Source organism: Lacinutrix sp. (assembly GCF_037625555.1).
Lineage (GTDB): Bacteria > Bacteroidota > Bacteroidia > Flavobacteriales > Flavobacteriaceae > Lacinutrix.
Genome location: NZ_JASJHV010000130.1, coordinates 16645 through 30719, shown reverse-complemented (window position 1 = coordinate 30719; position 14075 = coordinate 16645). Strand labels below are relative to the sequence as shown.

Genomic DNA, 14075 nt, shown 5'->3' with positions numbered 1-14075 from the left:
TCTCTATAGCTAAGACTAAACCTTAATTTGAAGTAAACAGCTTGTAATATGATTGCTTTAGGAAAACAGTGACCTTTGAACATCTTTTTTGTTGTAAATATAAAAAATTTGATTTTTCCTTACATTAGATGCGACAGAACCCTTTGTATATCTAATAAATTAGTTTAATCAGGTAGTTAGGAAATTGTTTTTCTATTTGATTAATATCTTTTTTATAAATGTTTTTTCTTGAACAACAATATTCACTAAATATATACCTTTTAGTTCTGAGACCGCTATGGTATTGAAATTGGCATTGATTTTCTGAGTTAATAACTCTCTTCCAGTCAAGTCATAAATGATGATTTTAGCTTTACCTTTTAAACCTCTTACATTCATAAGGTTATGAGCTGGATTGGGGTAGATACTTAATGAAATATCATCAATGGGCGTAATGTTTAATGTTTCTTCTCCGCTCCAATTTACACCAATTTTATTACCCCAAATATGTTCTGCTAAAATTGGTGAATCAATAAAGGGGTTTCTATTATTTTGATATGAATAATAGATTATATTATTTCTGTTTTTTTCCCAATCATCAACAGGGTCAGTTCTATGCCACTCCAATAAAGTTGATAAAACACCGTGCACAGGATCATCGTTTTCTTGTGGTAACACTAACTCAGTTAATTCTAAATCAGGATAACTGTCTAATCCTTCATAACGAATTGTCATGTAAAAAATCATCCTTGCTACATCACCCTTCACCTCATCTCTAGGTTCAAAAGTCCAAATATTAGAATCCTTTTTTGACCCAGTTGTGTTGCCCCATCTATCTATAACATCTAAACAGGTAATGCAATTGTCAAAACTTCGATTATTTCTTGTAGTATTGGTAGTATTATCTAGAGGTCTTAATGCGTGTACATCTGTACCAGGTCCTGTCGTCGTTCCAAAGTCTCCTCGAGATTTAGCCCAAACATGCTCCCTAGTCCAGCCATCTGCGTTATTATATTCTTGTGCAGCATTTATAGATATCCCTGAATAAATAAGAATCACATTATCTGAATTATTAGGATCTCTATCAGTCTCTTTTAAAATGTCCCAAACATCTATACTTGAACTTGTATAACTAAATTCAGTATGATTATCAATAATCTGATTTAATGCATATTTCAAATCACCATCAGCTAAGCCCAGAGCAGAATCATAATATCCAGTTGGTATCTGTGCAGATAGTATTAATGAAGGTAAGAAAATTATTAAAGAAATATATTTTAACACTATGCTCTTCATGAAATAAAAATTGGTCATTATTAGTTGTCAAAGATAAAAAAACATCTCTTACCATTAGAATTCGGGCTATATATACATTTAATGCAGCCAAGCTATAAAAGAAAACAACCTCAAAATCGATATAGGGGTGTTGTTTTAAGAATAATAGCTCAGGTTTTTTGGTGTTTTTTGGAGCTAAGAGTAATTTACCGTACAATAACCGTACAAATTTGTGAATAAAAAAACCTCAAATGTTTGATTATAAACATATTGAGGTTTTTATTTGTACTGAAGACGGGACTTGAACCCGTACGTCCTAATGGACATTGGATTTTAAGTCCAACGTGTCTACCAATTCCACCACTTCAGCATTGGAATATTTTAAGCAAAATTCTCAGAGCGAAAGACGGGATTTGAACCCGCGACCTCCACCTTGGCAAGGTGATGCTCTACCCCTGAGCTACTTTCGCAGTCTTTTATATGAACACACAACATTACAATCGCGGGTGCAAATTTAAGTCTTTTTTACAAATACCAAAGTGTTTTTATAAAAATTATTAAATATTTTTTTATCCTTTGTTAGTCTTAAGTAACATACGTTTAATTTCGTTAAGTTTCATTAGCGCTTCGACTGGTGTAAGTGTATCAATATCAGTTAATAATATCTCATCTTTAATTTGAATAAGTAATGGGTCGTCTAAATTAAAAAAGCTTAATTGCATTTCATCTTTTATAGATTTGACCTTATCTGTTAGTTCTTCACTTGAATGAGATCGCTCTAATTTCTTTAAAATCTTATTTGCACGATGTAAAACCTGCTGAGGCATTCCGGCTAATTTTGCAACATGAATTCCAAAACTATGCTCACTTCCTCCTTCAATTAGTTTTCTTAAGAAAAGTACATTATCTTTTAATTCTTTAACAGAGACATTGAAGTTTTTAATACGTGAAAATGTTTCGGTCATTTCATTTAACTCATGATAATGCGTAGCAAATAACGTTTTTGCTTTTGCAGGATGTTCATGAAGATACTCGCTAATTGCCCATGCTATTGAGATTCCGTCGTAAGTACTTGTTCCTCTTCCAATTTCATCTAACAAGACTAAACTTCTTTCGGATATATTATTAAGAATAGAAGCAGTTTCATTCATTTCTACCATAAAAGTAGATTCTCCCATTGAAATATTATCGCTAGCTCCTACTCTGGTAAAAATTTTATCAACTAGGCCTATTCTTGCACTTTTTGCTGGCACGAAACTTCCTATTTGTGCTAACAAAACAATTAATGCTGTTTGGCGTAATATGGCTGATTTACCTGACATATTTGGTCCAGTAATCATTATAATTTGTTGTGCTGTTCTGTCTAAAAACACATTATTTGCAATATAGGCTTCACCTATGGGCAGTTGTTTTTCTATAACTGGATGACGACCATCTATAATATCTAAATCATGAGAATCGTCTATTGTTGGGTATACGTATTTATTCTCTTTAGCTAATTGTGCAAAACCACATAAACAGTCTAGTTGCGCTATTAAATATGCATTTTGCTGCACAGGTTTTATGTATTGATGCATCCAATTAACTAGGTCTGTAAACAATTTTTGTTCTATAACTAATATACGTTCTTCTGCTCCTAATATTTTTGACTCGTACTCTTTTAACTCCTCCGTTATATAGCGCTCTGCATTTACTAAGGTTTGTTTTCTAATCCACTCTTCTGGAACCTTATCTTTATGTGTATTTCTTACTTCAATATAATACCCGAAAACATTATTTGATGCTATTTTAAGCGATGTGATTCCTGTGCGTTCACTTTCTCTCTTGAGCATTTGGTCTAGATAATTTTTCCCAGAAGTAGAAAGCCCTCTGAGCTCATCTAACTCTATTGAAAAACCTTCAGCAATTGTATTTCCTTTTAAAACATTTACAGGAGCATCTTCATTTAATGTTTGCTTAATTTTATCTCTTAATACATCACAACTTTGCAATGTGTCGCCTATAATTTTCAAAGATTCATTATCGCTATTTAGTGATAATGATTTAATAGGGCTGATATTTTCTAAAGATTTTTTAAGCTGAACAACTTCTCTAGGGCTTACTTTAGCTGTTGCTACTTTAGATATTAATCGTTCTATATCTCCTATGCTTTTTATATAGTCTTGAATTTTTTGATGAACAATATTATTGTTTTTAAAATACGAAACGACCTCATGACGTTGTTTTATTTTTTCAACATTCTTTAATGGCAAAGCCAACCAACGCTTTAACAAACGCCCTCCCATTGCTGAGTTGGTTTTATCGATTACATTAAGTAGTGTAACTGCATTAATATTGGTTGAGTTATAAAGTTCTAAATTTCTAATAGTAAACCGATCCATCCACACATATTCATCTTCTGCTATTCTTGAAATTGAAGTTATATGGTGTAATTTATTATGCTGGGTTTCCGCTAGGTAATGTAATATAGAGCCTGAAGCAATAATACCTTCACTTAAATCTTCAACACCAAAACCTTTTAATGATTTAGTATTAAAATGCTTGAGAAGCGTCTCTTTTGTATAATCTGTTTGATAAACCCAATCTTCTAAATTAAAGGTATGATAATCGTTACCAAAGCTACTGTTAAAATGTAACCTCTTCTGTTTTGAAACTAAAACCTCACTTGGATTAAAATTTTGGAGTAGTTTATCTATATATTCTTGATTACCTTGACTGGTAAGAAATTCTCCTGTAGAAATATCTAAAAACGATATACCAATATTAGTTTTACCAAAATAAACCGAACATAGAAAGTTATTAGACTTTGACTGTAAGACTTCATCATTTAAAGCCACTCCTGGAGTAACCAACTCTGTAACACCACGTTTAACTATATTCTTTGTTTGTTTTGGGTCTTCTAATTGGTCGCAAATTGCTACTCTTTCTCCTGCTTTAACTAATTTTGGCAGATATGTGTTTATTGAATGATGAGGAAAACCAGCTAGCTCAATTTCACTTTCGCTTCCTGCTCCTCTTTTAGTTAAAGTAATTCCTAAAATTCCTGCTGCTTTAATAGCATCGGTTCCAAAAGTTTCATAAAAATCGCCAACACGAAATAATAACAGAGCATCTGGGTATTTTGCTTTTATAGCATTATACTGCTTCATTAATGGTGTTACTTTTTTTGTTTTTGCTGCCAAAGAAATTTTATTTTAAGCGTTATTGGATTAAGTTTGCAATGTAATTAAATATTGATTTTTTTTGAAGTCAAATTTACTTTAGTTATTTTGTTTTATTCACAAAAGCTATAGCTGTTTCAAAATAAAGAATTGAAGTATTATAAACTCTTTAAAAAGCAGAGCTCTTTTTATGCGTAAATTAAAAAATAGTGAACTTAATAGATTAAGTGTTGATGGTTTTAAACAAGCCAATAAAACTCCAATTATTATTATATTGGATAATATTAGAAGCCTAAATAATATTGGTTCTGTATTTAGAACTAGTGATGCGTTTTTAATTGAAAAAATTTACCTCTGTGGTATCACAGCAAAACCACCACATAAAGACATACATAAAACTGCTTTAGGAAGCACAGATACTGTAGCATGGGAATATGCTGAAAGCACACTCTCATTAATTAACAAACTGAAAGCTGATAATATTAAGGTTTTAGCAATAGAGCAGGCAGAAAACGCAACAATGCTTGATAAATTTGAAGTAGAAACCAATAAAAAATATGCTGTTGTTTTTGGCAACGAAGTAAAAGGTGTAGCACAAGATGTAGTAAGCGCAAGCGATGTTGTAATAGAAATCCCTCAATTTGGAACAAAACATTCTTTAAACATCTCTGTGAGTTGTGGTGTTGTTGTTTGGGATTTATTTTCTAAACTTAATGTCTTAAAATATTAAAATATTATGAAATTAAAATCTCTTTTTTATATTATTCTTGCTATTACAATTTTTAACTGTACAAAAGATAAAAACAACTTAACTGATGTTGATAGGGTTTTCTTAAATAAAACAGTAGACTCTATTTTTGAGCTTGATCAAAATACTAGATTAACTTTTAATATTATTGATAAAAAATTTGGGCTAAACAGAAATACATTTGGAAAATCTGAAGGCTTTAAAAGACAATATCTAGATTCTTTAACATACCCTCTTTATAAAAAATCTGTGGATAGTATTTGGAGTATTTTAAAAGTTAATGATAGCTTAAACACAAAATTACTAATTGATATTACTAAAAAATATGGTTTTCCAAACAATAAAAGGCTAGGTGTAGCACAATCTAAAGCCTACAAGATTTTTTCTCATGCACCACGATTTTACTCTAAAGATGTTGAGAATTTAGTTATTGAAGAACATAAAGCTGGCAGAATGATTGAATTTAAAAAAGAATATATTCTTTGGCATGTTAATGGAAGAAATGGAAATCCTCCAATGTCTGGACATAGAGGTGAGGCCATTTGGCAAGAACCTTTGGATCGTAATAATAGATAGTTCATTAATACCATGACTACTCTAACTTAGAGTTTTTTAATTTATAAAACCTACTAATTAAATTACCTTGATTAGTAAATCCCTGAATAGAAAACAACAAACCTTTGTCTAAAAACTCATCCTTGAGTTTAAAAACAAATTCTCCATTTGTGTTAGATATTAAATTTGGTTTCCAATCTATTTCTTGATTATATGTATTTGAATTTATAGAAAACAATGGAACATAGTATTTCTTAGATTTACTGAAGTCTTCTTTAAAAACGTATGTTTTAAAATTATTTGTTATCCCTTTTTTATAATCATCTTTAGTAAAAAACACGATTTTATCTAAATAACTACCTATAGGTTGGAACATAATATACTCTATGTAATGCATTTCAATATTTAGTGCTAAATTAAGAGGCAAACTAGAGAATAAGCTTGAAGCATTTACTCCATCGATTGACAAACCAATCACTAATGGAACATTAGATTTACAACCTTTTATTATAAATTGATTACCATCATATTCTTGATAGTACAACCAATAACCTCGATCTTTAAACAAATAATCTTGTATTGTTAAATCGGTATCCTTAAATTTTTCGGGTATTTCTAATTCATAATAAGCTCCAATATCAAAAACCTCTTTTCTGTGTTTTTTATCAAAGGCTTTTCTATCTAAAAAAGCCTTGCTTTTTTTCTTACCTTCTAAAGCCACTGTTTCTATAATATAAATACCATCTTGCTTGTTATAACTAGAAACCGTTGTTGAGTTAGTTAAACTTTTTACTTCGTTTATTTGAGACTCTTTTAAATACTCATTGTAAAAATATAACCAAATTTATCTTTTTTTATAGCAATAGTATCAAACTCTATTTTTTTTGGTCTTCTCTTTAAAACCTCTTTTTCTATAAAAGCTACTAAATTATTAAACGAAAAAGAGGTTTGGCTATTTAAAAAAATTGCCTTGTTATTAACTGATTGCCAGTAGTAAATATTTCTAAATTATTTGTTAGCACAGGACTTAATTTTCCCTTTAATGTATATCCATACTCAAAATCGTAGATTGGTTTTGGATTTAGTTTTTCTATAAAGTTTTTTTGAGAGTATTTTGTCCAACCTTGAGTTAGTAATAACAAATCTAAATATGCTTCTCTATTTACAATTTTGCTATCAAAATAAAAACTAGGGCTTTCAATATAACCTTTAACATAAGGTGTTAAATACATTGCACTAGCAATATCTGTGTTATTATTGTAACTGGAATTTGAATATAATATTGAAACGCTAAGATTAGATTTAGAGGTTACATCTTTAACATTAAGTTTATAAATAATAGAGTCTTCAATTTTATTTAGTGTTTTAATTGAAAATTCATTATTAATTTTCCCTTTAACAAAAAACTTACGTTCTAAAATAGGTTGGTTATTTTTTATTGAAAGAAAAAGTCTTCTTTTTATCGAAATAAAAATCAAATTCTATATAATCTATAATATTAGTATTCTGGTGAAATAATAGTACATAATTATCTTTACTATCTATATTACTAGCTAATAATTGAAACTTAACTACATCATCTTTACTCACTATTTTACTAATTATAACACCTTTTTTAATGGCTTTAGGTAACTCTTTTTTAATTATTGTATCGTTTATTTCTATTATGTCTTTGTATTGCTCGTTTTCTTTGTATTCAAATTTTGTTTTAGACATTCCTAAATGTAGGTTTGAAAACAATGCAACTTCTTCGTTTTTAGCGTTAATTATTTTTCCCTTATAATCGCATCCTTTACCATTTATTAATGCTTTTATACCTAGTGTGTTTTTAACGTTTTCTAAGAAACGACCACCTTCTGGAAAAAATTGAATATCGTATGTAGCTTTAGAAGTCGTTTTGTTTTGGATGTTTTCTCCGATTGTTATTTTAGTTACAAACTTGTTTTGTTCTCCAAAATTTAGCATGTTATTGGTGTGCGCTTGAATAAAATAGTCGCCTTGTTGCAACGCGTCGTTAAGCTCGAATTGGTTATTACCAATACCATTTTTAATATAAACATTTTGGGTTTTTATAAATTTGCCTTCTTGAGAAAACAAACTCACATAAACTAATGCTGTTTTTAATGATGGTTTATTATTGTTTTCTGAAACGTAAACTTTAAACCAAATAAAATCTTCGTTAAAATAAATTGTTTTGTTAGTGTGAACGTAGATTTTCTCGAAAGATAGTTGGTCTTTTTGCAAAGAAGACAAAATAGAGTCTATTGGTTTGTTTTGAGCAAAAACTGAACATATTAATGACAACACGAAAAATAAAAAGTATAATTTTTTCATAGAAGATTAGATTCTACAAAACCATCAATTATCTTGCCAAATCAATAATAAATTAACATTATTTTAACAAAACACTCTTAATAAGCTATTTACAAATAGCATCCAAAACAAATAAATAATCTTCTCGGTTTTTAACAAAATCTCGATTAGAAATATCGATTATTTTTACATTAAAATCTGTTTGCTTTTTTAAAAAATCTAGGTAACCAGAGTTAATTTTATCAAGATATTCGCTATCTATGTTTTGCTCGTATTTTCTACCACGCTTTCTAATGTTTTCTTTTAAACGCTCTGTATTTTGATAGAGGTAAACATAGAGTTCTGGCTTTGCAATATCTTTATACATTAAGTAGAATAACTTTCTGTAGAGTTTAAATTCGTCTTGATGTAAAGTGATTTTAGAGAATATTAAAGACTTAAAAATATCGTAATCGCTAACAATAAAATCTTTAAATAAATCTAACTGTGATAAATCTTCGCTAATTTGCTGATATCGATCTGCTAAAAAAGACATCTCTAAAGTAAAAGCATACCTTTGCGAGTCTTGATAAAATTTTGGTAGAAACGGATTATCTGCAAAACGCTCAAGAATAAGTTTTGCATTATAATCTTGTGATATTTTTGTAGCTAAACTTGTTTTACCTGCTCCAATATTACCTTCTATTGCAATATAATTATATTTAGAAAAGTCGTGTTGCTTACTTGGGTTTTTTAACGAAATATTAATAGGCTCAAGAACACTTTCATCAATACAATCAAGCAATAAAACAGAGATTTCTTTTTCTAAAACTGGATGTTTAAAATTTGATGCTATATGATGTAGAGGCTGTAAAACAAATTTGCGGTTTTGCAACTCTGGATGAGGAATCTTAAGTGTTTTTGTATCAATTATTTCTTCATCTACAAAAAGAATATCTAAATCTATGGTTCTAGATTGGTAGCCTTTGGTTTTAGTTCTTTTTCTTCCTAAACTAGTCTCAATCGCTAACAATTGTTTTAAAACTTTGCTAGGTTTTAAATAGCTTTCTACTAATAAGCATGCATTATAAAAATAATCTCCTTCGAAGCCTAAAGCTGGTGTTTTAAAAACTTTAGAGATTATTTTAATAGTCCCAACATTTAAATGCACAGCATCTATAGCAGTTTGCAAATTTTTAAATCTGTCGCCTTTATTACTACCTATTGATATGTATATTTTCTGAGAATTCATTTTTAAACCGGAAAGCAAAATAACTAAAACTAAATGGTTTTCATTATAAATACCCAAAGAACTTATTAACGATTATTATTATTAGAATACAATTACAAAAAAGACATTTCTCAATCTTTTACAGAACTAGATATGCTTCAAAACTTAGCACCAATTGCCAAAGTTTTACAAGGAAAACTAAATAGTGCCATATCTATAAATGGAATACTTGGTAACGACTTTACACCTATTATGAATTCTATTTCTGGTGGTGCCTTAGCCGAATTACTTACTACCAACATTGAACCTAAAAACACAGCATTATTAAGTGCTCTTAGCAATAAAATAAACTTTATAGATTTTAATAAATTAGACTTAAAAGATTTAAAAACAGCTTTAAAATTTAAAAAGGGTCGTGTAACCATTTCACCTTTTTATATTAAATATAAAGATATAGGCATTACTGTAGGAGGAGCGCATGGTTTTGATAAATCTATGGATTACAATATTGTTTTTAATGTGCCAGCAAAATATTTAGGAGGAGATGTGAATAGACTAATTGGTAAAATAAATGACAACGAAGTAAATAAAATAAATATACCAGTTACAGCAAATTTAACAGGCTCTTTTACCAACCCAAAAATACAAACAGATTTAACTAGTGGTGTTAAAAATTTAACTGCGCAACTTATTGAAATTGAAAAACAAAAATTATTAAACAACGGAAAAGATAAAATTAAAGACCTTTTGGGTCTTAATAATAGTAACCAAACTAAAAACGACAGTACTAAAAAACAAACAAACGTTCCTGTAAAAGATGTTATTAAAGACATAATCTCTGGAGGAAACCCTAACACACCAAACGATTCTACTAAACAACCTGGTAATGTTGTAAAAGATGTTTTGAACCTTTTTGGAAAAAAGAAGAAGAAAAAATAAAACATTACTAAATAAAATTGCAAAAATTGTATGAGTCTATTGTGTAAATTAAAACTTAAACTTATATTTGCAACCTGTAATTTAAGAACACACATAATATAATAGTATGTTAAGAATAGAAATTAAAGAAGGAGAAAACATAGAAAGAGCTTTAAAACGTTACAAAAGAAAACACCGTAACATTAAAGTAATGCAGAACTTAAGAGAGAACCAACACTTTACTAAGCCTTCTGTAACTAGACGTCGTCAAATTCAAAAAGCTTCTTATATCCAAGGATTAAGAGACGCAGAAAACGTATAGTATATACTTTTTCTCTTATAATATATAAGCCTTGCATTCTTTGAATGCGAGGCTTTTTTGATTAATCCAATCCTACTTCTTAAACTTTGCCAACAAAACATTAATATAGTAATAACACATGTCTAAAATTTACGAAATAGAAAAGCTAATATCTCATTTAAATTATTTCGTTTTGAGCATTAAATATTTCGTATTATTTGTTGTTTTGTTTTTAGCAAGTTGGATTGCAATACCATTACTTTTAGCTCGAAGAGGCAGAAACTCATCAAATCCAATCACTGAATTTATATTTAACAATGCATTTGCGTTTAGTTTACTAGTATCTATTGGGATAATTATCTGGTTTATTTATAGAATAAAAAAGAAATACAACTATGGATAAGTATTTAAAATTATTTTTAATGAGAGTAAAAGTGAATTAAATATCCTTGCAATTAACACAATGAACAATCAAGAGATAAATAAAACATATTTATATCAAAGATGTAAGTTTTAAATTTATCTTTAATGAAGATCCATTATTTGGAAAACAGCAAATTCTTCATCTGTTTCAAAATAAAAAAAAGGTCCATGAAATTAATTTTGACCGAACAGGATGGTGTAGAAATGAGGAATTAAATAGTTTAACTGAGAAAATATCAAAATTTAACATTGAAAAAAATTGAGTTTCAAACACTAAACAATCTCAATACTTACAACCTTACCCTCATTTCCTCTTATATTACAAACCGTATCATCTTCAAAAATAAGATACTGTCCTTTTATTCCTTTTAAAACACCTTCGAAACTTCCTGCTTTTTCAATATTTAAACTTTTAGGCTTTTTAGGATAAGACATCACAGGAAATTCTATTTCTGTTTCGTTATTATTTTCAATATAATACTCTAAAGCTTCAGCAGGTATATACTGTTTTAACTTATTTTTCCACTCTATTAAACTCTCATCAACTACATCATTTTTAAGCATGGTTCGCCAATTGGTTTTATCTGCCACATAATCTTTTAAAGCAACCTCTGTAATACCTGCAAGATAGCGATTAGGAACTTCGACTACTTCTATAGCTTCATGTGCACCTTGATCTATCCATCTTGTTGGCACTTGTGTTTTTCTTGTAACACCAACTTTTACATTACTAGAATTAGCGAGATACACAATATGTGGCTTTAGTTGTACTTTTTTCTCGTATTCTAAGTCACGATCTTCTTTGTCTAAATGCGCTGTACTTAATTCTGGGCGCATAATCCAATCTGCAGCTTGTGGAATATCGAAAAAACAACTTTTACAAAAGCCTTGCCTAAAAATAGGTTTGTTTAAACTACAGTTTAGGCATTGGTGCTTAACAAATTTAAATTTCAATGTTTTGTTTAATAACTGATTCATATTAATAAAATCATTTTCAAAAACTAAATAATATTGAATAGGGCTAGAAAACTCTGTCGCCATTTTTGTTAGCACGCCTTGGTAAATCATAAAAAAAAGTGTTATTTTTAATGTCTAAATATACCAAAAATATATGCCAATTCCTTTAGTAAATTCTATAGCTTCCTGGTTTTTAAAGAAACGTTTTCACCAAATCGATTTATTTTTAAAATACCCTAACGAAGTACAAGAAGAACTACTTTTTAGCTTAATTGAAAAGGCTAAAAGCACAGAAATAGGAAAACTTTATGGTTTTGATTCTATTAAAACTTACGCAGAATTTGCCGAAAGATTACCAATAAAAAACTATAAAGGTTATCAAGATTTATTTGAACGTTCTCGATTAGGCGAAAACAATATTTTCTGGCCAACACCTATAAAATGGTTTGCAAAATCTAGTGGAACAACAAGTGGAAAAAGTAAATTTATTCCTGTAAGTATGGAGTCTTTAGAAAATTGCCATTATGCAGCAAGTAAAGATTTACTTTGTATGTATTTAAATAACAATGAAAACTCTTCTTTATTTACAGGGAAAAGCCTGCGTTTAGGAGGAAGCAAAGAACTCTATAGAGAAAACGGAACTGCGTTTGGAGATTTAAGCGCTATACTAATAGATAATATGCCTTTTTGGGCAGAATTTAGTAGCACACCAAGTAACAAGGTGTCGTTAATGAGCGATTGGGAAACCAAAATGGCAGCAATTGTAAACGAAACCATTAATGAGAATGTTACCAGTCTTGCTGGCGTACCTTCTTGGATGCTTGTTTTACTTAATAACGTTTTAGATAAAACTGAGAAAGCTTCATTATTTGAAATATGGCCTAATCTAGAAGTATACTTTCATGGTGGTGTTAGCTTCAACCCTTATTTAGAGCAATACAAGAAAATTTTACCGAAAAAAGATTTTAAGTATTATGAAATTTATAATGCTTCAGAAGGCTTTTTTGCTATTCAAGACAAAAACCACTCTAGCGAACTTTTACTAATGCTTGATTATGGTATTTACTATGAATTTATTCCAATGGAAACACATGGCACTCCAAACGAACGTGTTATTCCTTTAAGTGAAGTAGAAAAAGGCAAAAACTACGCTGTAATTATTACTACAAATGCAGGACTATGGCGATATAAAATTGGAGACACTGTACGTTTTACTTCTGTTTCGCCTTATAAAATTAAGGTTTCGGGTAGAACAAAACATCATATTAATGTTTTTGGAGAAGAACTCATTATTGAAAATGCAGAAGACGCATTAAAAAAAGTGTGTAAAAAGACAAAGAGTGAAATTGTAGATTACACTGCTGCTCCTGTATTTATGGAAGGTAAAGAAAAAGGCGCACATGAATGGTTAATAGAGTTTAAAACACCTCCAAAAGATATAGACTACTTTAATGAGATATTTGATAATGCTCTAAAATCTTTAAATTCAGATTATGAAGCCAAACGCCATAATAACATGACTTTAAATAAACCTAAAATTAATATTGCTAGAGAAAAGTTGTTTTACGATTGGTTAAAACAAAACAACAAGCTAGGTGGACAACACAAAGTACCTCGCTTATCTAATACCCGAGATTATATGGAAGAATTGTTGAAGCTAAATAATTAATAGGACTTTTATAGATTCAAACATACTGCAAAGATTACTAACTATTTATTGTATAAATTCTATTCTTTGGAAAGCCCGGATCTTTTCTTTCAGGTTGAAAAACAAAATTATTGTTAACTAATAATTTTATTGAACTTTCATTTTCAACATGTGTAAAGGCTTCAATTGTTTTTAAATTAAGAGTTTTAAACCCAAATTGAACAACGGCTTGTAGCGCTTCAGACATATAGCCTTTTCTAAAATGCTCAGGAAGCAAATCGTAACCAACCTCAGCTGTTTTTCTATCTTCAGAAAAATTCCATAAGCAAATACTGCCTAGTTTTTCTTTTGAATTTTTATTTACTAAAGTCCAAGCTATAGAGATATCTTCATTTAAATAATGAATCAATTTGTTAATATGATTAACTGCTTCCTCTTGCTTTGTGGCCAAAGGTTGCATGATGTACTTTCTAACAACTGGGCTCGACCGTAACGCAAAAACAAGCGCAACATCTTCCATATCTGTGTGTTTAAATACAAGCCTTTTGGTTTCTGGCGTTTTAAAGTTAGCGTACTTCATGGTTTAA

13 protein-coding genes and 2 tRNA genes are annotated in these 14075 nt (G+C 29.5%); 5 read left to right on the top strand and 10 right to left on the bottom strand.

What is annotated here, in order from left to right; translation table 11 throughout:
* Positions 1–192: 192 nt before the first annotated feature.
* From QNK89_RS10925 to mutS, 4 genes are all read right to left on the bottom strand, one after another.
* The gene (locus tag QNK89_RS10925; protein WP_340171092.1) at positions 193–1275 is read right to left on the bottom strand and encodes an endonuclease; all 1083 of its coding nucleotides are present in this window, start codon (positions 1273–1275) and stop codon (positions 193–195) included.
* Between the two features lie 265 nt (positions 1276–1540).
* Positions 1541–1624, bottom strand: a tRNA-Leu gene (locus tag QNK89_RS10920).
* A gap of 28 nt (positions 1625–1652) precedes the next feature.
* A tRNA-Gly gene (locus QNK89_RS10915) sits at positions 1653–1724 on the bottom strand.
* Between the two features lie 99 nt (positions 1725–1823).
* Positions 1824–4436, bottom strand: a complete 2613-nt coding sequence (gene mutS / locus QNK89_RS10910; protein WP_340171090.1) for a DNA mismatch repair protein MutS — start codon at positions 4434–4436, stop codon at positions 1824–1826.
* 169 nt (positions 4437–4605) lie between these two features.
* Between mutS and QNK89_RS10905 the strand changes: the two genes are divergently transcribed.
* Together QNK89_RS10905 and QNK89_RS10900 are read left to right on the top strand one after the other, a co-directional pair.
* Positions 4606–5145 carry an RNA methyltransferase gene (locus tag QNK89_RS10905; protein ID WP_340171088.1) on the top strand — a complete coding sequence of 180 codons (540 nt, stop codon included), beginning with the start codon at positions 4606–4608 and terminating at the stop codon, positions 5143–5145.
* Between the two features lie 6 nt (positions 5146–5151).
* Positions 5152–5739 carry a hypothetical protein gene (locus QNK89_RS10900; protein WP_340171086.1) on the top strand — a complete coding sequence of 196 codons (588 nt, stop codon included), beginning with the start codon at positions 5152–5154 and terminating at the stop codon, positions 5737–5739.
* A gap of 16 nt (positions 5740–5755) precedes the next feature.
* On the opposite strand, the gene QNK89_RS10895 is transcribed toward QNK89_RS10900, so the two are convergent.
* The 4 genes from QNK89_RS10895 to folK form a co-directional block, all read right to left on the bottom strand.
* Positions 5756–6439, bottom strand: a complete 684-nt coding sequence (locus QNK89_RS10895) for a hypothetical protein (RefSeq protein ID WP_340171084.1) — start codon at positions 6437–6439, stop codon at positions 5756–5758.
* A gap of 235 nt (positions 6440–6674) precedes the next feature.
* Positions 6675–7196 carry a hypothetical protein gene (locus QNK89_RS10890; RefSeq protein ID WP_340171082.1) on the bottom strand — a complete coding sequence of 174 codons (522 nt, stop codon included), beginning with the start codon at positions 7194–7196 and terminating at the stop codon, positions 6675–6677.
* A complete protein-coding gene (locus QNK89_RS10885) occupies positions 7147–8052 on the bottom strand; it encodes a hypothetical protein (protein ID WP_340171080.1) in 906 nt (301 codons plus the stop codon). The genes QNK89_RS10890 and QNK89_RS10885 overlap by 50 nt, the downstream gene beginning before the upstream one ends.
* A gap of 85 nt (positions 8053–8137) precedes the next feature.
* On the bottom strand, positions 8138–9262 hold the full coding sequence (gene folK, locus QNK89_RS10880) for a 2-amino-4-hydroxy-6-hydroxymethyldihydropteridine diphosphokinase (protein WP_340171078.1): 1125 nt from the start codon (positions 9260–9262) through the stop codon (positions 8138–8140).
* Between the two features lie 105 nt (positions 9263–9367).
* Here folK and QNK89_RS10875 point away from each other — a divergent pair, with 105 nt between their 5' ends.
* A complete protein-coding gene (locus tag QNK89_RS10875; protein WP_340171097.1) occupies positions 9368–10180 on the top strand; it encodes an AsmA-like C-terminal region-containing protein in 813 nt (270 codons plus the stop codon).
* A gap of 106 nt (positions 10181–10286) precedes the next feature.
* Positions 10287–10481, top strand: coding sequence for a 30S ribosomal protein S21 (rpsU, locus tag QNK89_RS10870; protein ID WP_340171076.1), 195 nt, complete (start codon positions 10287–10289; stop codon positions 10479–10481).
* A gap of 675 nt (positions 10482–11156) precedes the next feature.
* Here the strand turns inward: rpsU and QNK89_RS10865 are convergent.
* Positions 11157–11951: a DUF2797 domain-containing protein gene (locus QNK89_RS10865; RefSeq protein ID WP_340171075.1), complete on the bottom strand. Its 795-nt coding sequence runs from the start codon at positions 11949–11951 to the stop codon at positions 11157–11159.
* 43 nt (positions 11952–11994) lie between these two features.
* Here QNK89_RS10865 and QNK89_RS10860 point away from each other — a divergent pair, with 43 nt between their 5' ends.
* Positions 11995–13509: a GH3 auxin-responsive promoter family protein gene (locus QNK89_RS10860; protein ID WP_340171073.1), complete on the top strand. Its 1515-nt coding sequence runs from the start codon at positions 11995–11997 to the stop codon at positions 13507–13509.
* 37 nt (positions 13510–13546) lie between these two features.
* On the opposite strand, the gene QNK89_RS10855 is transcribed toward QNK89_RS10860, so the two are convergent.
* Positions 13547–14068, bottom strand: coding sequence for a GNAT family N-acetyltransferase (locus QNK89_RS10855; protein WP_340171072.1), 522 nt, complete (start codon positions 14066–14068; stop codon positions 13547–13549).
* Positions 14069–14075 lie beyond the last annotated feature (7 nt).